The organism is Streptomyces sp. NPDC046931, from assembly GCF_040644655.1.
In the GTDB taxonomy this organism is placed as follows: domain Bacteria; phylum Actinomycetota; class Actinomycetes; order Streptomycetales; family Streptomycetaceae; genus Streptomyces.
Genome location: NZ_JBEYWX010000003.1, coordinates 287,917 through 306,170, shown reverse-complemented (window position 1 = coordinate 306,170; position 18,254 = coordinate 287,917). Strand labels below are relative to the sequence as shown.

The 18,254-nt window shown below is 71.9% G+C and carries 18 protein-coding genes and 2 pseudogenes; 7 read left to right on the top strand and 13 right to left on the bottom strand.

Features of this window, described 5'->3' with window-relative positions:
- Positions 1–157: 157 nt before the first annotated feature.
- From ABZ876_RS08805 to ABZ876_RS08795, 3 genes and pseudogenes are all read right to left on the bottom strand, one after another.
- A pseudogene (locus ABZ876_RS08805) lies at positions 158–972 on the bottom strand (SAM-dependent methyltransferase).
- Positions 973–1,099: 127 nt separating this feature from the next.
- Positions 1,100–1,354: a DUF397 domain-containing protein gene (locus ABZ876_RS08800; RefSeq protein ID WP_361776495.1), complete on the bottom strand. Its 255-nt coding sequence runs from the start codon at positions 1,352–1,354 to the stop codon at positions 1,100–1,102.
- Positions 1,355–2,215, bottom strand: coding sequence for a helix-turn-helix transcriptional regulator (locus ABZ876_RS08795; RefSeq protein WP_361776492.1), 861 nt, complete (start codon positions 2,213–2,215; stop codon positions 1,355–1,357).
- A 330-nt stretch (positions 2,216–2,545) separates the two neighbouring features.
- Here ABZ876_RS08795 and ABZ876_RS08790 point away from each other — a divergent pair, with 330 nt between their 5' ends.
- Together ABZ876_RS08790 and ABZ876_RS08785 are read left to right on the top strand one after the other, a co-directional pair.
- Complete coding sequence (locus tag ABZ876_RS08790) at positions 2,546–3,292, top strand: ATP-binding protein (protein ID WP_361776489.1); 747 nt, start codon at positions 2,546–2,548, stop codon at positions 3,290–3,292.
- Positions 3,293–3,384: 92 nt separating this feature from the next.
- Positions 3,385–3,741 carry a hypothetical protein gene (locus ABZ876_RS08785; protein WP_361776486.1) on the top strand — a complete coding sequence of 119 codons (357 nt, stop codon included), beginning with the start codon at positions 3,385–3,387 and terminating at the stop codon, positions 3,739–3,741.
- Between the two features lie 34 nt (positions 3,742–3,775).
- On the opposite strand, the gene ABZ876_RS08780 is transcribed toward ABZ876_RS08785, so the two are convergent.
- The 3 genes from ABZ876_RS08780 to ABZ876_RS08770 all read right to left on the bottom strand — a co-directional run bounded on the left by ABZ876_RS08780 (position 3,776) and on the right by ABZ876_RS08770 (position 5,648).
- Positions 3,776–3,949: a hypothetical protein gene (locus ABZ876_RS08780; RefSeq protein WP_361776483.1), complete on the bottom strand. Its 174-nt coding sequence runs from the start codon at positions 3,947–3,949 to the stop codon at positions 3,776–3,778.
- Positions 3,950–4,155: 206 nt separating this feature from the next.
- Positions 4,156–4,917: a nucleotidyltransferase domain-containing protein gene (locus ABZ876_RS08775; protein WP_361776480.1), complete on the bottom strand. Its 762-nt coding sequence runs from the start codon at positions 4,915–4,917 to the stop codon at positions 4,156–4,158.
- Positions 4,918–4,946: 29 nt separating this feature from the next.
- A complete protein-coding gene (locus ABZ876_RS08770; protein ID WP_361776477.1) occupies positions 4,947–5,648 on the bottom strand; it encodes a uracil-DNA glycosylase in 702 nt (233 codons plus the stop codon).
- A gap of 273 nt (positions 5,649–5,921) precedes the next feature.
- On the opposite strand from ABZ876_RS08770, the gene ABZ876_RS08765 reads away from it, so the two are divergent.
- Entirely contained in the window at positions 5,922–6,479 is a 558-nt protein-coding gene (locus ABZ876_RS08765; protein WP_361777007.1) for an RNA-binding S4 domain-containing protein, read from the top strand.
- Positions 6,480–6,507: 28 nt separating this feature from the next.
- Here ABZ876_RS08765 and ABZ876_RS08760 read toward each other — a convergent pair whose 3' ends face one another.
- Complete coding sequence (locus ABZ876_RS08760; RefSeq protein WP_361776474.1) at positions 6,508–6,984, bottom strand: DoxX family protein; 477 nt, start codon at positions 6,982–6,984, stop codon at positions 6,508–6,510.
- 130 nt (positions 6,985–7,114) lie between these two features.
- Positions 7,115–8,101 carry an acyltransferase domain-containing protein gene (locus ABZ876_RS08755; protein WP_361777004.1) on the bottom strand — a complete coding sequence of 329 codons (987 nt, stop codon included), beginning with the start codon at positions 8,099–8,101 and terminating at the stop codon, positions 7,115–7,117.
- Between the two features lie 113 nt (positions 8,102–8,214).
- On the opposite strand from ABZ876_RS08755, the gene ABZ876_RS08750 reads away from it, so the two are divergent.
- The gene (locus ABZ876_RS08750) at positions 8,215–8,478 is read left to right on the top strand and encodes a DUF6343 family protein (RefSeq protein WP_361776471.1); all 264 of its coding nucleotides are present in this window, start codon (positions 8,215–8,217) and stop codon (positions 8,476–8,478) included.
- Between the two features lie 29 nt (positions 8,479–8,507).
- On the opposite strand, the gene ABZ876_RS08745 is transcribed toward ABZ876_RS08750, so the two are convergent.
- The 4 genes from ABZ876_RS08745 to rpsA all read right to left on the bottom strand — a co-directional run bounded on the left by ABZ876_RS08745 (position 8,508) and on the right by rpsA (position 12,767).
- Positions 8,508–8,888 (bottom strand): tetratricopeptide repeat protein, encoded by a 381-nt coding sequence (locus tag ABZ876_RS08745; protein WP_234515118.1) that lies wholly within the window; start codon positions 8,886–8,888, stop codon positions 8,508–8,510.
- A gap of 118 nt (positions 8,889–9,006) precedes the next feature.
- Positions 9,007–9,615 (bottom strand): dephospho-CoA kinase, encoded by a 609-nt coding sequence (coaE, locus tag ABZ876_RS08740; RefSeq protein ID WP_361776468.1) that lies wholly within the window; start codon positions 9,613–9,615, stop codon positions 9,007–9,009.
- A 63-nt stretch (positions 9,616–9,678) separates the two neighbouring features.
- Positions 9,679–10,617 carry a PAC2 family protein gene (locus tag ABZ876_RS08735; RefSeq protein WP_361776465.1) on the bottom strand — a complete coding sequence of 313 codons (939 nt, stop codon included), beginning with the start codon at positions 10,615–10,617 and terminating at the stop codon, positions 9,679–9,681.
- A gap of 659 nt (positions 10,618–11,276) precedes the next feature.
- Complete coding sequence (gene rpsA / locus ABZ876_RS08730; protein ID WP_361776463.1) at positions 11,277–12,767, bottom strand: 30S ribosomal protein S1; 1,491 nt, start codon at positions 12,765–12,767, stop codon at positions 11,277–11,279.
- Between the two features lie 147 nt (positions 12,768–12,914).
- Between rpsA and ABZ876_RS08725 the strand changes: the two are divergent.
- From ABZ876_RS08725 to hrpB, 3 genes and pseudogenes are all read left to right on the top strand, one after another.
- A pseudogene (locus tag ABZ876_RS08725) lies at positions 12,915–13,971 on the top strand (class I SAM-dependent methyltransferase).
- Positions 13,972–14,137: 166 nt separating this feature from the next.
- Positions 14,138–14,464, top strand: a complete 327-nt coding sequence (locus tag ABZ876_RS08720) for a hypothetical protein (RefSeq protein ID WP_361776460.1) — start codon at positions 14,138–14,140, stop codon at positions 14,462–14,464.
- A 184-nt stretch (positions 14,465–14,648) separates the two neighbouring features.
- Complete coding sequence (gene hrpB / locus ABZ876_RS08715) at positions 14,649–17,183, top strand: ATP-dependent helicase HrpB (protein WP_361776457.1); 2,535 nt, start codon at positions 14,649–14,651, stop codon at positions 17,181–17,183.
- Here the strand turns inward: hrpB and ABZ876_RS08710 are convergent.
- Positions 17,173–18,165 (bottom strand): DUF3068 domain-containing protein, encoded by a 993-nt coding sequence (locus ABZ876_RS08710; protein WP_361776455.1) that lies wholly within the window; start codon positions 18,163–18,165, stop codon positions 17,173–17,175. The genes hrpB and ABZ876_RS08710 overlap by 11 nt on opposite strands.
- Between the last annotated feature and the right edge of the window lie 89 nt (positions 18,166–18,254).

Here is an 18,254-nt window from a genome sequence, read left to right as displayed (position 1 = left end):
CGGTGCCCGTTCCCCGGCCAAGCCGCTGCCTGTCCGGTGGCCGGCCGGGGGCAGACATCCGGCGGACGGCCCTTGGCCCGCCCCGCCCGCCCACGCCCCCGCCCGTCCCAGGTCCCCGGCCCGTCCCAGGTCCCGGCACGTTGACGGTTCTCCGGAGTTACGGCTTGCGGCCCACCGCGCCATAGCCGGGAATGACGCCGTCGTCCTGTCCGGGGACCGGCTCACCCAGCTCCGGGTGCCACTTGGGGACCACCTCCACCCCGGGCTCGACGAGGTCGAGTCCGTGGAAGAAGCGGGCGAACTCGTCGCGGGAACGGAGTGCCAGCGTGACGCCGGCCGTCTCCAGCCTCTCGGTCGCCGCCGCCGACTCCTCCGGGGTGAAGTCGGCGGTGCCATGGGTCATCATCAGATGGCTGCCACAGGGCAGTTCGGACAGCAGCCGGTCCACGAGGTCGTGCGCGCCGTCCTCGTCGGAGACGAAGTGCAGCAGCGCCACGAGGGACAACGCGACGGGTCGCCCGAAGTCCAGAACGCGCCGGGCGCCTTGGATGATGGCGGCCGGGTCTCGCACGTCGGCCTGGAGGTATTCCGTCACTCCTCCGGGCGTGCTGCGCAGCAGGGCGGCCGCGTGAGTCAGCACGATGGGGTCGTGTCGCAGTAGACGATGCGCGCCTCCGGTGCGATCTCCTGGGCGATCTGGTGCAGGTTCGGTTCGGTCGGAATGCCCGTGCCGATGTCCAGGAACTGCCGTATGCCCTGGTGCGCCAGCCGGCGCGTGGCACGGTGCATGAACGCCCGGTTGACCCGCGCCATCACGGGCACCCTCGGGTCGAGGGCGAGCATCTGCCGGTCCATCTCCTCGTCGACGGGGTAGTTGTCCTTCCCGCCGAGGTACCAGTCGTCCATCCGTGCCGGGTGCGGCTTGCTCGTGTCGATGACGACGGCGTCCGGTGCGGGGTCCTGCCCGGTCATGAGGGACTCCGTTATTCCATTGTTCCATGGGAAAGTCAGTGATCAACTGAAGGCACATCGGTCATGACAGCGGTGGCGGTGCCGATGGCGGTGGTACTGATAGCAAGGTCGCGGAGCGGCAGATCAGTCACGAGAGCAGGAAGTCGGCCTCCCCCGCCTTGGCCCCCTCGATGAACGCGGTCATCTCGTCGGAGGTGTAGATCAGCGCGGGCCCGTCCGGGTCGGTGGACTGACGGACGGCGATCCGGCCGTCGGCGAGCTTCATCGCCTCCAGGCAGTTGCCGCCGTTGCCTCCGCTCCACGGCTTGTGCCAGCCCTCGCTGCCGAGTTCGCGGGCCGGCATGCCGTTGTAGACGGGCTGGCGCGGCGTGATGCGGTCCATTCACAGCTCCTTGCGGAGATTCTCGAGGATCTCCTTCGTGCGTTGTGCCGTTGCGGCCTGGGCCGCCATGCGGTCCATGACCTCGAGGTGGTTCGCCACCTCGGTGCGCGCGTCGAGGTAGACGGCACCGGTCAGGTACTCGCTGTAGACCATGTCCGGCAGTTCCGACATGGCAAATCGAAACAGTACGAAGGGTCCGTAGGTGCCGGGGTGGGGTCCCGAGGAGAACTCGAGCACCTGAAGCGTGACATGGGGCAGCTGCGTGACCTCGAGCAGCCGGTCGAGCTGGGTACGCATGTCGTGGGGCCCGGCCACCGGCCGACGCAGCGCGGTCTCCTCCATCACGACCCAGATCCGGGGCGCGTTCTCCCGTGTGAGCAACGCCTGGCGCCGCATGCGCAACGCCACGTGACGCTCGATGTCCTCGGGGCTGGTCTGTCCGACGGCACCGGATCTCAGTACGCCCCGGGCGTAGTCCTCCGTCTGCATGATGCCGGGCACGAAGTGCGGCTCGTACTGGCGGATGAGCGCGGCCGCGCCTTCCAGGCTGACGTACATGGAGAACCAGCCCGGCAGGATGTCGTGAAACCGCTGCCACCACCCCGGTTTGTTGGCTTCCTCGGCGAGTTGGACGAAGGACCCGGCCTCCTCGTCGCTCACCCCGTACGCCTTCAGCAGCAGCTGAAGGTACGGGATCTTCAGGGCGACCTCGGCCGTCTCCATACGGCGGACGGTGGCGGGCGCGACGCGCAGAATGCGTGCGGCCTCCTCCCGTTTGAGGCCGGCGCGTTCACGCAGGTCCACCAGGCGCCGACCGAGGACGACCTGACCGACCGTCGGCGCCGACCGCGGCTCGCTCACCTGGCGTTCCTCCCGTCCTGAAGCGTCCCGACAGCCCGAAGGGCGCCGTCCGGAACCCTTCCGCGCTCGCGCACGCCCGCGTTCGGCTTCGATCCGTTCCCTGCCGGTTCGATCCAGTTCCCGGCCAGGTCGTACTGGTTCGATCCGTTCCCTGCCGGTTCGATCCGTCCCCAGCCGGCGTGGACACCGGACTCGGCCGCCTGCGCCTCGGATCCCAACTGGCCTCGCTGCGCGGGCCGTTGCGACAGTGTGCCACGGCCTCTCACCGAGTCACACCGCACTCTGCAATTTTCAGAGTGACTCTTGCCAAGTGTTCACGTCACAGCGATAGTGGCAAGTGTGATTCCGTCCGCGCCGTTAGGAACAGACGCCGCCGCAGACCGGTTCGGCCTGTGCGGTGCCGCAGCGCTGCGTCCAGGCGCGGCTGTCGAGCGCCGTTTCCGCTTCGAGCTGGCCGCACGCCCGGGCTCCGTCGCACGGGCCCGGCAGTTGACGCGCGCCCGGCTGTCCGGCTGGGCGGTGTGCGAGGACACATGCGACACGGCCGCTCTGGTCGTGTCCGAGCTGGTCACCAACGCGATCGTGCACACCGCCGGGGAGCGCGTCGTGTGTGAACTGCGCGACTCCGGCGACCTGCTGCGCATAGCCGTACAGGACGAGGGATGCGCTCCGGGTGAGCCACACTCCGGTCCGCAGCGCCCCGAAGAGGAGCACGGGAGGGGGTTGCTTCTCGTCGGGGCGCTGTGCCGCGCCTGGGGGGCCCAGGAAGCGGGGCCCGGGCTGCTCGTCTGGGCCGAGCTGGCACGGGATCCGGGCCAGTCGGCGTCCGATGAGCAGCCGTGCCCCGGGCAGCCGTCCCGGGACCTGCCGTGTTCCGGCGGCAGGTCCCGGGCGGTCGGCGACACGACGGCCCGGTCCGACCTCGGCTGGGGCGCCAAGAAGCCGCCGGCGGACGACGGAGCCCGGTCCGACCTCGGCTGGGGCGCGAAGAGGCCCCCGGCCGCCGGCCGGGGGGCCGGGTCCGGGGCGGAGGCGTCCTGGGGAACGGGAGCCGGGACGGGGACCGCGTGGGCGTGAGGGGTGCGGGAGCCTCGGGACTCGGGACCTCACGGATTCTGACCCTGGACTCGCTGGGCGGCCTGGGGCGGGCTCGGCGGACGTCCGGGGCGATGTCCAGGAGACTTGCCCTGCCGGAGGACATGACGGTTCCGCTCGGCTGCGACGCGGTGACCGTACCCGCCGCCTACGGACCGTTGCTGCTGTCCAGACTGCCCAGGCTGGGCTGCGTGTACGCCGACCGTGCCGACTGGTGGTGGATCGTGCCGTCGGACTCCGATGTGGCAGTGAACTGGCCCGCACCCGCGCGCTACTCCAGGGGAGCGCTGGTCCCGGACGAGTCGGACGGCCCTGGGCTCGTCCACCGGCCGGACGACACCGTGCCGTACACCCCGCCCATCCCGCTGTACCTGGCCCTGTGTCAGGTCATCGGCACGGCGCCGGCGTGGTCACGGCCGCTCACCGCCTGACCCCTCCGTGACCGGCCGAGGGTGGCGGGTGGCGTCACTCGGCGGCGTCGGCACCCCGTACGATCACCAGGAACGCGTCCGTGGCGAGGTCCATGACGACCTCCGCGGGCTGCCCCTCCAGCCGGCGTGCCTGCGCATACTCCTCCGCGGGCCACGAGCCGCGCGGCCCGCCTGCGGGAAAGCGCTCCAGAACCGTTCGCGCACTCACCCTGCACCTCCTTGCCATGCCGTGTCTCGGCAGCCGATCCCGATCGGCTCGTAGAGTTAAACGCCTCTCCCCCGGTGAAGGGCTCGTGAAGTGACGGTACTGAGACGTATTCGACACTCGGTCACGGCCGCTTTGGCGAAGAAGACTTCGGAGTCGCCGGTTTTGTCCGGACACATGGGGAGCAGGGGCCTCCCCAGTCCCGTAGGTCACCGACCGAGGACGTCCTCGAAGAGTTTCCCGGCGGACACGACAGCCGCCACGAGCCCGTCGGGGTGGGCCGGGAGCCCGGCCACCGTCCGGTCCATGCCCCGCAGCCCCGCCCGCTCCAGCAGCCGCTTCTCATTGGTGACCCATTCCCCGCGTGCGGCGAGCACCGCGTGCGCGGCGTGGGCGGCGGCCGTGGCGAGAGCACCGGCGACCTCGGTGAGGCGGCCCTTCGGGGCGTGGTTGGTCTTCGCGTACGCGAGTGTGGCGCGGGCCGTGCCGTGCCAGCGGTCGGCGGCTGAGGCGCGCAGCTTCTCCGGGTACGAAGCGGGGCGCGGAAGGGTGCCCCGCAGCACCCGGTTGACGGCCAGTTCGGCGACCACCAGGTAACTGGGAATGCCCGCGAGATGAAAGAGCAGCGGCTCCACGTGGAAGCGGCCTTCCTCGGCCTCCGTCAACTGGTGTTCCACGACGTCCAGGTCGCGGTAATGGACGTCGACCCGGCGGCCCCGGACGGTCAGCCAGGCGCCGCCGTTGAAAACACCTCCGCCCCAGCCGCCGATCTCGGAGACCTCACCGGGCCAGCCGATGGCCCGGAGGTCGGCGGGGTCGAAGCCCGGGCCGCGGTAATAGACGGCCAGGTCCCAGTCGCTGTCCGGGCCGTGGACGCCCTGTGCGCGGGAGCCGCCGAGCGCGACGGCCCGGACGGCTGGGAGCGCGGCGAGGCGATGCGCCACACCGTCGAGGAATGCCTCGTCATCCATGGAAACGCAACGTACCGGAGCCCTCGTCGCTACGACCCGGTCGGCAGCCCCGCGGACTGCGCCGCCGTGCGCAGCACCTCCTGAAGCATCGCAGGGGTGAGCCGTCCGGTGAACGTGTTGCGCTGGCTGACGTGGAAGCAGCCGAAGAGCTCCAGCCCGTCCAGCGACACCCGCGCCCCGTGCCCGAAGGCGGGCCGCGGCCGGGGCACCGCCCAGCCCGCCTCGGCGAGCGCGGTCAGCGCCGCCTGCCAGCCGAAGGCACCGAGCGCGACCACGGACCGCAGCGACGGGCGCAGCAGCCGCAGTTCCTGGACCAGCCAGGGCCGGCAGGTGTCCCGCTCCTCGGGGGTGGGCTTGTTGGCCGGTGGGGCGCAGTGCACCGGCGCGGTGACGCGCACGCCGTAGAGTTCGAGCCCGTCGCCCGCGGAGACCGCGGTGGGCTGCGACGCCAGTCCGACGGCGTGCAGCGCCGCGTACAGCACGTCCCCGGACCGGTCCCCGGTGAACATGCGTCCGGTCCGGTTCCCTCCGTGCGCCGCGGGTGCGAGCCCCACGACGAGGAGCTTCGCGTCGGGGGGCCCGAAGCCCGGCACCGGCCGCCCCCAGTACGTCCAGTCGGCGAACGCGGCGCGCTTCGTGCGGGCCACCTCCTCACGCCAGGCGACCAGACGGGGGCAGGCACGGCACCCGGTGATCCGCTCGTCCAGCGCGGTGAGACTGCTGCTGTCCATGCCTCCACGGTAGAACCGGATGGCCAGGGCCCTGGCGTGAGGGCTCCGGGCGCCGCGGGGAAAAGGCCTCGGGTGCAACGGGCTCGGCGAGCTAAGGTCGGGGGCATGGCTTCCGAAAGCGCGGTCGAGGGCGCGGTCGACGAGAGGGCGGGCGGGACGGGGGGAACCCGCGCCGCGGCGAGGGACCAGGAGTCCGGGGAAGGCCCTGGCGGCCGGACGGATCCCCGTGAATCCGGTGCGGGCGCGCCGGGCACCGGCGGTGCCGCCCCGGCCATGGACCCGAAGACCGCCGCTGCGGTGGCTGCCGCCGAGGCGGCCGGCCCGTCGCAGGGTGAGAGCGTGCGCATCGACAGCTGGATCTGGTCCGTGCGGCTCGTCAAGACCCGCTCGGCCGGCGCCACCGCCTGCCGGGGCGGACACGTCCGGGTCAATGGGGAGCGTGTGAAGCCCGCGCACTCCGTGCGGATCGGCGACGAGGTACGGCTGCGGCACGAGGGCCGGGAGCGGATCGTCGTCGTGAAGCGCCTGATTCGCAAGCGGGTGGGGGCCCCGGTGGCGGTCCAGTGCTACATCGACAACAGCCCGCCCCCGCCGCCCCGCGAGGCCGTGGCCCCGGCGGGCATCCGCGACCGCGGCGCCGGCCGCCCCACCAAGCGGGACCGCCGCGAGATGGAACGCCTTCGCGGCTCGGCAGCGGGCAGTCCCTACGGCGGATACGCCGAAGCCCTGGGCGCCCAGAACCGGTCCGAGGGACCGGGCCGCTCCGAGGGACGGGGCGGGTCCGAGGGACGGAACCGGCCCCAGGGGCGTGGCGGCTCCGGGGGGCGCTGAGCGCGGGCGGGCGGACCGGCGGAGACGGTCACACCCGGCGGCGTACCAGGCGGGCCAGCTCCGCGGTGCGGTGGCGACGGGCCCGGGCGATCACGGTGAGCGGGACGATCAGGATCAGCGGGGTCGCCGCGTACTGACCGTCGAAGACGGTGAGCTGGACGACGAAGGCGCCGGCCATCAGCCCGCAGAGCGCCATGGCCGCGACCGACGACAGCAGGGGTACGAGCAGCGCCACGGCCCCGGCCATTTCGAGTGAGCCGATCGTGTACATCCCGGTGCTCCCCCAGCCGATCCTGTCGAAGGACTCGACGGCCGTCGGGTGCGCGATCAGCTTGGGCAGCGCGCTCGCGAGGCCGTAGAAGAGCGCCAGGACGATCTGAAGGGCGCGCAGGGAGATCTCGGCGCGACGGCTCCGGCCGAGGTTCACCGACGGGACGTCGGACGTGGAGGCGGAGACCGACGTGGCGGCGGAGGCTCGGGAGGCTGAGGGGGCGGTCTCGGACATGGACTCTCCTGGATGCGAGAAGCAGATGCACGGTTGCTGTCACGGATACAGACCTGCCGACGTCCCGGAACTCATCGCTCCAGGGCCGGTCGCCGTGCCTCCTCTCAGCGAGGCCGGCCGCCGTGCCCCCTCAGAGCGCGAACCAGCCGTGGCCCGTGTACCAGTGCCCGCCCCCGCGCAGGTGGTCCGCCACCGCACGCTCGACGCCGGTCCGCCGCGGCAGTCCGTCCACCGGCAGGTCGGGGTCGCCGAAGACGAAGCCGATCGGCACACCGTCGTCCGGTGTCGCTTCCTCGTACGCGATATCGAAGCGTTTTTGGAAGCGGATGATGTTGGAGCCGGCAGGAAGGTACCGCTTGAGCTGGGGGTCGAGCAGCCACGAGTGGCATACGGCGATCTCGTGGCGCTCGTCGGGATAGTGACGGGCGAAGAACCGCCGCGCCAGTGCCAGGGACCGCTCGCAGGCGGACGGTGACAGCGGGCCCTGAAAGTCGGGTATGTGCAGGTTCAAGCAGGGGTCACCGGGCCCCAGGCCGCGGCCCGCCGAAGCTACGGCCCGGCCCGTGCGCTCGCCCAGCCGTGCGCGCTGGAACTGGAGCCGCCCCAGCTGGAAGAGCTCCCCGTGGAAGTGCAGCGCCGGCCACCAGGGAAACAGCAGTCCGCCGGTGCCGCGCCGCCTGCGGTGCACCGCGACCTGGCGCCCGAGGTCCGCCAGCGTGCGGCGGGTCACCTCTTCCGGAACGCCGCGCTCCTGGTGGTACGCGCGCACATACGGAAGCGACGCCACGTAGACGTACAGATGGAAGAACCGCCCGAGGGCTCCGGCCGAGTCCGGGAAGGGCGGCGGCTCACACGCCTTTCCGATCTCCCCCATGTCGCGCACGAAACGGGTGACGCACCGTGCCAGCAGCGTCATCGCCTCGGCGTCCCGCCCCAGCCGGGTGCGCAGCGCGACGAGCTCGTTGATGTCCTCGTGAGGCACGGTCAAGTCGAGCAGGATGCCGGGCAGCTCGTCCGCGTCGGGCAGGACGAGGGCCACACCCGCGTCGTCCTCGCGCTCGAGGTCCTTCAGCCACTTGGCGAGCCTCGCGTCCGCCCGCACCGCCTCCAGCAGCACCATCGCCTCCCCGAGCGGCCCCGGCCGCGCCCCCACGGCTTCGGATTCCGGTCGCCGTCCATGGTGAATGTGCACCAGGAAGGGTACGTGTCCGGTCAGGAGTGATGAGGACGATGCGTACGGGCAGTGAACCGGCGACGGCGCGCAGTGCGCTGCGGATGCGCTTCTGGCTGAGTGTCTGGGGTCTGGCGTGGGCGACCTTCGGCGTGGTCGCCTTCACGCTCGTGGGCCGGCCGGGCTGGGCGGCCGCATGCGGCGTGCTGTGGCTGATAGTCGGCGCGGACATGGCCCTCATCGTGCGGCACATCCGGCAGGGGGCCCATTGGCAGCCGGGCCGCGACGTGCCGCCCTATCCGCCACCGGACCGCCGCGGGTAGCGGCCGTCGCGGTCACCAGGCCATCCGGGCTACGAGTCGAAGCGCGCCGCCTTCAGATACTGCGGGTTGGGGTCGAGGGCGGCCGCCAGACGGAAGTGCCGCTTCGCCTCCTCGGGCCGCGCCTGACGCTCGTAGGTGCGGGCCAGCGCGAAATGTGCGAATGCGTTGTCCGGCTCACGCTCCAGCACGATGCTGAACTCCAGCTCGGCAGGCCGCAGTTGCGCGGCGGCGAAGAAGGCACGCGCGCGCAGCAGCCGCGCGGCCGTGTTCTCGGGATGCGCGGCGATCACTCCGTCCAGCAGCTTGACCGCGCCCCGCGGGTCCCGTGCCGCGAGCAACTGCTCGGCGGCACGGAAGTCGATCACATGAGTCTCCGGGGTCCGTCCGGTCGGATCGCTGGTCTCGGGCACGGCTGAATCCTTCCCTCGCTCCGGCGTTTCAACGCTCCCCGAGACGATCGCTATTCCGGGACCATCGCCATGCCGGGACCATCGCCATGCCGGGACCATCGCCATGCCGGGACCATCGCTATTCCGGTGAGCGCCCGGCCCTGCGTACGAGATCCGCCCATACCTCCCGTACGCACCGCCTCAGCTGCTCCAGGGGCACGTCGTTGTCGATGACGATGTCCGCGATCTCCCTGCGCTTCTCGCGCGGCGCCTGGGCGGCCATCCGTGCACGGGCGTCCTCCTCCGTCATGCCGCGCAGACGGACGAGCCGGTCGAGCTGGGTGCTCGGGCTGGCGTCGACGACGACCACCACGTCGTAGAGCGGGGCGAGTCCGTTCTCCGTGAGGAGAGGCACGTCGTGGACGACCACGGCGTCCTCGGGCGCCGCGGTCTCCAGCTCGCGGGAGCGGGCGCCGACCAAGGGATGCACGATCGAGTTGAGGACGGCGAGCTTCTGCGGATCGGAGAAGACGAGGGAGCCCAGTCTGGGACGGTCCAGGCTGCCCTCCGGGGTGAGGACGTCCTCCCCGAAAGCCTCGACGACCGCCGCGAGCCCGGAAGTGCCGGGCGCGACGACCTCGCGCGCGATGCGGTCGGCGTCGATCAGTACGGCCCCGCACTCCACGAGCAGCCGCGACACCTCGCTCTTGCCGGCGCCGATACCGCCGGTCAGCCCCACCTTCAGCATGACGGGAAGCCTACGGCCTGCCGCCGACAGCCGCGGCGGCAGACCGGTGGCAGGCCCTTGCGGTCAGCCCTCGCCCTCGCGCTCCGCCAGGAAACGCTCGAATTCCTGGCCGATCTCGTCCGCGGACGGGATCTCTAGGGGCTCCGCGAGCATGTTGCCGCGCGTCTCGGCACCGGCAGCGGCGTCGTACTGGTGCTCGAGCCCCTGGACGAGCGCGACCAGTTCCTCGTCGCCTTCCTGGACCTGGCGTTCGATCTCCGTCTGCGTGCGGTGCGCGTCCGTGCGCAGGGTGTGCGCGATTCCCGGGAGGACGAGTCCCGTGGCGGCCGTGATGGCCTCGAGAACGGTCAGCGCGGCGTCCGGGTACGCGGAGCGGGCGATGTAGTGGGGGACGTGGGCGGCGACGCCGAGCACGTCATGGCCGGCCTCCATGAGCCGGTATTCGACCAGGGACTCGGCGCTGCCGGGGACCTGTGCCTCGTCGAACGGGCTGCGGTGGCCCGGCACGAGGTCGGTGCGGTTGCCGTGCGGGGTGAGACCCACCGGACGGGTGTGCGGCACGCCCATGGGTATGCCGTGGAAGTTCACGGCCAGACGGACACCGAGCCTCTCCACGATCTGCCGGACGGCCGCGGCGAACCGCTCCCACTCCACGTCCGGTTCGGGACCGGACAGCAGCAGGAAGGGCGCCCCGGTGGTGTCCTGGACGAGGTGTACCTCGATGGCCGGGACCTCGTATCCGGCCCAGCGGTCCCGCTTGAAGGTGAGCAGCGGACGGCGGGCACGGTAGTCCACGAGCCGGTCGTGGTCGAAGCGGGCCACGACCTGGTGGGGCAGCGAGTCGAGGAGCCGGTCGACGATCTGGTCCCCGGTTTCGCCCGCGTCGATGTATCCGTCGAAGTGGTACAGCATGACCAGGCCTGCCGACTCCTGGGCGAGCGCCATGTCGACGACGGCCAGCCCCTTCGGCTCCCATGCGTACAAACCCTGCGGATCAAGCACTGGACCGCTCCTCCTCGTGTCTCTTCCGGCACAACGCGCTGCGGGGCGCGGGCATTCCCGTCCCTCACCCTTTCGCCTTCCTCGCTCTGCCGGTTCAGGCGGTGGCCGCTGGGGATGCAGCCGAGGATGCGGGGCGAAAGGGTCGCGACGCGGTGGCCGACGGCGGTCAACTCCCCCACGACCAACCCCTCGTCGGCGGCCTTGTCGGGCAACCGAGGGGCGCGGCAACGGACTTCGGCAGAGGGGAGACGGACTCCGGAAGACGGGAGGTGGCGCCGAACGGCGGCCGGAGACCGCACCGGACAGGAGGGCGGCACGACGCCGAACGGCGGCCGGAGACCGCACCGGACAGGAGGGCGGCACGACGACGAACGGCGGCCGGAGACCGCACCGGACAGGAGGGCGGCACGACGACGAACGGAGACGCGGTACGGCGCCGGACGGAGCCGGGGGGCACCACGAAGGCGCCCGGAGTGGGCCGGCGCGCCGACACACGCCCGCGCCCCTGCGCTGCGCGGGGCGCCGACGCGCCGAGGACCGCCGGCGGCCCGTACGGCGCCTCAGGGCTGCCCCGGTCATGGAGGGGCCTGACGCACTGAGGGCCCGCCCCCATGTGGGGCGGGCCCTCAGTTCATCGGCTAACGCCTAGCGGCGAGCGTTCAGCTCTGGCCGCCGGCCAGCTTCTCGCGCAGGGCGGCCAGCGCCTCGTCCGACGCCAGAGCGCCGGAGTTGTCGCCACCCTCGGAGGAGTACGAACCGCCGGTCGCGGCCGGAGCCGCAGCCTCGCCACCCTCGGCCGCAGCAACGGCGTCGGCCTCGCGGGACTTGATGACCTGCTGCTGGTGCTGCTCGAAGCGCTGCTGCGCCTCGGCGTACTGGCGCTCCCACTCCTCGCGCTGCTTCTCGTAGCCCTCGAGCCAGTCGTTGGTCTCGGGGTCGAAGCCCTCGGGGTAGATGTAGTTGCCCTGGTCGTCGTAGGACGCGGCCATGCCGTACAGGGTCGGGTCGAACTCGACCGAGGCCGGGTCGGCACCGAAGGACTCGTTGGCCTGCTTCAGCGAGAGGCTGATGCGACGACGCTCGAGGTCGATGTCGATGACCTTGACGAAGATCTCGTCGTTGACCTGGACGACCTGCTCCGGGATCTCCACGTGGCGCTCGGCCAGCTCGGAGATGTGGACCAGACCCTCGATGCCCTCGTCCACGCGGACGAACGCACCGAACGGAACCAGCTTCGTGACCTTACCGGGCACGACCTGGCCGATCTGGTGGGTGCGGGCGAACTGCTGCCACGGGTCTTCCTGGGTCGCCTTCAGCGACAGGGAGACGCGCTCGCGGTCCATGTCGACGTCGAGGACCTCGACGGTGACCTCCTGGCCCACTTCGACGACCTCGGACGGGTGGTCGATGTGCTTCCAGGACAGCTCGGAGACGTGGACCAGACCGTCGACGCCACCCAGGTCCACGAAGGCACCGAAGTTGACGATCGAGGAGACCACGCCGGAGCGGACCTGCCCCTTCTGGAGGGTCGTGAGGAACGTCTGGCGGACCTCGGACTGGGTCTGCTCGAGCCAGGCGCGGCGGGACAGGACCACGTTGTTGCGGTTCTTGTCCAGCTCGATGATCTTCGCCTCGAGCTCCTTGCCGACGTACGGCTGGAGGTCACGGACGCGGCGCATCTCGACCAGGGAAGCCGGGAGGAAGCCACGGAGGCCGATGTCGAGGATGAGACCACCCTTGACGACCTCGATGACGGTACCGGTGACGATGCCGTCCTCTTCCTTGATCTTCTCGATGGTGCCCCAGGCACGCTCGTACTGGGCGCGCTTCTTCGAGAGGATCAGGCGGCCTTCCTTGTCCTCCTTCTGGAGGACGAGGGCCTCGATCTCGTCGCCGACGGCAACGACCTCGTTCGGGTCGACGTCGTGCTTGATCGAAAGCTCGCGGCTCGGGATGACACCTTCGGTCTTGTAACCGATGTCGAGCAGGACCTCGTCCCGGTCGACCTTCACGATGACGCCGTCGACGATGTCGCCGTCGTTGAAGTACTTGATCGTCTCGTCGATCGCTGCGAGGAAGGCTTCCTCGTTACCGATGTCGTTGACCGCTACCTGCGGGGTGGTGGCGGTGGTCTCGGTGCTGCTCGTCATGTGGGAAAGGGCTCCGGTACGGACATTGAAGTCGTAGGCACTGCTTACGCCGGGAGCCCGTTTCGCTCTGCAGAAGCCGGACAGCCAAGGAAGCGCCACACCGGGTACAGCCTGTGGCGCCTCGACAACCGAGGGGACATACAACAGATGCGAGCGCAGCCTGCTACGTCTGAGGTGCGCAGGCCCGCAGCGCAACTTGTAGCATACGGGGGCAGCCGGACAGGGTCAATGCGCGAAGGGGCGCACCCGGGGCGGATCGCCGCATTCCCGGCACAAAACCCGCCGCGGCACCACCCATATACCGGACACGCCGCGCCTCCGCGCAGGCCCGCAAGACCACACTCTGACACCGCCGAGGCGGGTTGGACGGAAGAGTACGACGAGGGAGCCGATCATCCAAGAGCCCGAGCAGTTCGAGCCGGAAGCCACCCGACGCGCCGCGGGTGTCACGGAGAGTTCCCGGGCGAACCGGGGCTGGTGGGACCGGAACGCGGACGAGTACCAGAACGAGCACGGCACCTTCCTCGGCGACGATCGCTTCGTCTGGGGACCCGAGGGCCTCGACGAGGTCGAGGCCGAGTTGCTCGGCGCGCCGGAGGACCTCAAGGGCAGGGACGTCCTGGAGATAGGCGCCGGCGCGGCGCAGTGCTCGCGTTGGCTGGCCTCGCAGGGCGCGCGCCCGGTGGCCCTGGATCTCTCCCACCGCCAGCTCCAGCACGCCCTGCGCATCGGCGGAGCCTTCCCCCTGGTCCAGGCGGACGCGGCCGCACTGCCCTTCCGGGACGGCTCCTTCGACCTGGCGTGCTCCGCGTACGGCGCGCTGCCGTTCGTCGCGGACCCGGTCCTGGTGTTGCGCGAGGTGCGCCGGGTACTGCGCCCCGGCGGCCGCTTCGTCTTCTCCGTGACGCACCCGATCCGCTGGGCGTTCCCGGACGAGCCGGGTCCCGAGGGTCTGTCGGTGTCCGCCTCGTACTTCGACCGCACGCCGTACGTCGAGCAGGACGACGAGGGCCGGGCGGTCTATGTGGAGCACCACCGCACGCTCGGTGACCGGGTGCGGGACATCGCGGCCTCCGGCTTCCGGCTCGTCGATCTGGTCGAGCCGGAGTGGCCCGTCTGGAACACGGCGGAGTGGGGCGGCTGGTCGCCGTTGCGCGGCGGCCTGATCCCGGGTACGGCGATCTTCGTCTGCGAGCGGGACTGAGGGACGGTACGGCGCCGGGAGGCGGAGCCGAGCCGGGGCGTTTCCGGCCGATCGGCGGTGACGGCGTCCGCACGCGTGTGCACATGGTGCAGGCCGGGCAGAACCGATGAGTCGACAAGTCGCCCTCAGGGCTGCGGTCACCGGTACCGGCGGTGGGGGTACGCGCATGCATGTCTGTCCCGTCTGCAAGCGGAGCGACAGGACCACCAAGCTCAGCGTGTACTGGAGGACGCTCCCGGCCGAACGGCGGGCGGGGGCGCCCCACCTCGCGCGTCCCGCTCTGCACGACGAGCGCTGGACGGCTCCGCTCGGACTGCTCACCCTGGGCTGCGCCCTCCTCCTCTCCGAAGCGTGGCTGGGATTCGTCGGAGTGGCCGGCGGGGGCTTCTGGCTGGTGTCGCTGCGCGACAAGGTGGCCCAGACGGCGAAGCGACGGGCGGACTGGCACCGGAAGCAGTTCTGCCGGCGGTGCCACCACGACTTTCTCCCGTGACAACGGGCCTCTCCACCGCGACGGACAACGGGCCTTTCTCCTCTGACGTTTCGCCTCTGACGTTTCGCCTCTGACGTTTCGCCTCTGACGGCGGGCCTTTCCCCAGTGGCAACGAGCCTTTCCCCCTTGACAACGAGCCTTTCTCCCGCGACACCGGGCCGGAGCCGCCTGGAACACTGGTGCGGTGATCCGCCACGACGCCCTCGACCGCCTTCCCGTCCGCTCCGCCGTCCCCGCCCTTCGCGGCGCGCTCGAGGAGCATGGTGTCGCGGTGCTGTGCGCGCCGCCCGGCACCGGTAAGACGACCCTCGTACCGCTGGTCCTCGCCGGGCTCGTCGGCGGCGGCCCGGCACGCCGCGTGGTCGTCGCAGAGCCGCGCCGGATCGCAGCGCGGGCCGCGGCCCGGCGGATGGCCTGGCTGCTCGGCGAGAAGCCCGGCCACAGCGTCGGGTACACCGTGCGCGGGGAGCGGGTGACCGGACGGCACGCGCGCGTAGAGGTCGTCACGACCGGTGTGCTGCTCCAGCGGTTGCAGCGGGACCAGGAGCTGGCGGGCGTCGATGTGGTCGTGCTCGACGAGTGCCACGAGCGGCACCTGGACGCCGACACGGCCGCCGCCTTCCTGCTCGACGTACGCCAGACTCTGCGGCCCGGGCTGCGGCTGGTGGCGGCCTCCGCGACGACGGACGCGGAGGGCTGGGCCCGGCTGCTGGGCGGGGCCCCGGTCGTCGCGGCGGAGGGCGTGTCGTACCCGGTCGAGGTGGTGTGGGCGCCACCCGGGCGCCCGGTACGGCCGCCGCACGGATTGCGCGTGGACCCGGCGCTGCTGACGCATGTGGCGTCGGTGGTGCGGCGGGCGCTGGCCGAATGCGAGGGCGACGTTCTCTGCTTCCTGCCGGGCGTCGGGGAGATCGCGCGCGTGGCGGGGCAGCTGGCGGACCTGGCGGGCGTCGAGGTGCTTCAGGTCCACGGGCGGGCTCCGGCGGCCGTGCAGGACGCGGTGTTGTCGCCCGGCGACGGGAGGCGGGTGGTGCTGGCGACGTCCGTGGCGGAGTCGTCGCTGACGGTGCCCGGGGTGCGGGTGGTCGTGGACTGCGGACTCGCTCGCGAGCCGCGGGTGGACCACGCGCGCGGGCTGAGCGCACTGGCGACGGTGCGGGCCTCGCAGGCGGCGGGACGGCAGCGGGCGGGCCGGGCGGGGCGTGAGGCGCAGGGCCGGGTCTACCGCTGCTGGTCCGAGGCGGAGGACGCGCGGCTGCCCCGGTTCCCGGCGCCGGAGATCCGGCTCGCCGATCTGACCGGGTTCGCGTTGCAGGCGGCGTGCTGGGGTGACCCGGACGCGTCCGGGCTGGCGCTCCTGGACGCCCCGCCGGGCGGGGCGATGACGGCCGCGCGCTCGGTGCTGACGGCGGTCGGGGCCGTGGACGGAACGGGACGGGCCACGGAACGCGGTGTGCGGATGTCCCGCCTCGGTCTGCACCCACGGCTGGCTCGGGCGCTGCTGGACGCGGCGCCGCAGGTGGGCGCGGACCGGGCCGCCGAAGTGGTCGCCTTGCTGAGCGAGGAGCCGCCGCGGGAGTACGGGGACGATCTGGCGGCGGCCTGGCGGGCGGCCCGTCGCGGGAGCGACGCGTACGCGGCGCGCTGGCGGGAGGAGGTGCGCCGGCTGCGGGCCGCGGCGGACGGCCTCCCCGCCGACACGGGCGGGACCCTGCCTCAGGACGCGGAGCGGCCGGCGAGTGCGCCGGACGATCAGGTGGCCGGTCTAGTCGCGGCCCTCGCCTTCCCCGAGCGGCTCGCGCGCGCGGACGGCGGTTCGTACCTCATGGTCAACGGCACCCGTGCCGAGCTGGGGAACGGATCCGGGCTGCGCGGCGCCCCGTGGCTCGCGGTCGCCGTGGCCGACCGGCCGGTCGGCCACGTCCACGCGCGCGTGGGGCTCGCCGCGGCGGTGGACGAGGACGTGGCCCGGCGGGCCGCCGCCACCCTGCACACCGAGGACGAGGAGGTCCGCTGGGCCGATGGGGACGTCGTGGCGCGAAGCGCCGAACGGCTCGGCGCGGTGGAGCTGACGGTGCGGCCCCTGCGGGACCCGGCCCCCGGCCTCGTCCGGGAGGCCCTTCTGACGGGACTGCGCGAGGAGGGTTTCGGTCTGCTGCGATGGCCGCCTGGGGCCCTCGTCCTGCGGCAGCGGCTCGCCTTCCTGCGCCGGCACCTGGGTGAGCCCTGGCCGGACGTCTGCGACGAGGCGCTCCACGCGCGCGTGGAGGAGTGGCTGGAGCCCGAGCTGAGCCGTGCCCGGCGACGCGCCGACCTCGCGCGGGTCGACGCGGGAGAGGCCCTCGCCCGGCTGCTGCCCTGGGCCACAGGGGATGCCGCCCGGCTCGGGGAGCTGGCGCCCGAGCGGATCACCGTCCCGAGCGGGTCTGCCGTCCGGGTCGACTACGGCGACCCCGAGCGGCCCGTCCTCGCCGTCAAGCTCCAGGAGATGTTCGGGCTCCAGGAGTCGCCAAGGATCGCCGGTGTGCCGGTGCTGGTGCATCTGCTGTCCCCGGCCGGGCGGCCCGTCGCCGTCACCGCGGATCTCGCCTCGTTCTGGCGGGACGGGTACCGGGCCGTACGGGCGGAGCTGCGGGGCCGGTACCCCAAGCACCCCTGGCCCGAGGATCCCGCCTCCGCGGAGCCGACCCGGCACACCAACGCCCGGCTCAGGCGGTGACCGGCTCGGGCTCGGCCGGCTCGGCGGGCGCCGGGCCGTCCGGGCGGCGGCCGCGCGCCTCCAGGCAGAGGGACAGCGCCAGCAGACAGACCCCCAGGACGAGGAAGCCCCAGGGCAGATAGGACGTCAGCAGCAGGATCGGCAGGCGGTTGTGCTTGACGAGCGCGACCGTCGACCTGATGTAGTCCTCGCGCATCTTCACATGGCCCGCGAACGCCGTGACCTTGGCGCGGCCCCCGAGGAGTGCGCCGCCGCGCAGTTCCTCCCGGTGGATCTCCTCCCCGTAGACGGGCGCCCCGGTCACGGGCTCGACCCAGAACCTGCGGACCGTGGTGTACCAGCGGGTCGTGCCGGTCTTCGCCACCCACTCGCGGGTGAGGCCCTTGACAGGCAGCACCCTGGGATAGGGGACCTTGGTCCAGGGGATGGTCTGTTCGAAGTAGTAGACCGTCAGTCCGCGGAAGTTCCGGGCGCCCTTGTAATGGATGGGCGCGGTGACGCGCGCTTGGGCGTCGAAGTACCGGTAGTCCCTCTTCTGGGTCAGGAACGGCCACTTGAACTCGATGCCGTCGCGCCGGACGGGGTCGCCGTCGACCGACTCGCCGGCGACATGGACGGGTTCCTGGCTGTGCGCGTCGAAGACGTAGCGCTCGGGGACGCGGGCGACCATCTCCCCGCCGGGGCCCCGGACGTAGGAGAGGCCGTCCCAGACCACCACGTCCCGGCCGGCCGTCTTCCCGGCCTCCCTCGCGGCCTCCACGTTGCCCTTGAGGGTCTGCACGACGGTGACCTCGGGAACCGTGTGGGAGGTCATGGTGCTGTAGTCGAGGAGGGTGGCGTTCTTCGCCTGAAGGACCATCGTCTGGTACTGGTTGGCGGGGACCTTGGCCACGCGCGGGAAGACATACCAGCGCAGCAGCGGGGACAGCGCCGTGAGGAACACGGCGAAGGCGAGCAGGATCAGGCCGGCCTTGCGTCGCATCGCGGCGTCCTCCCTCTGCGTGCGGTGCGGGTCCGCGTCCGCGTGTCACGGCGTTCGGGCCCATGCGTCACGGATGGCTGGGGACCATG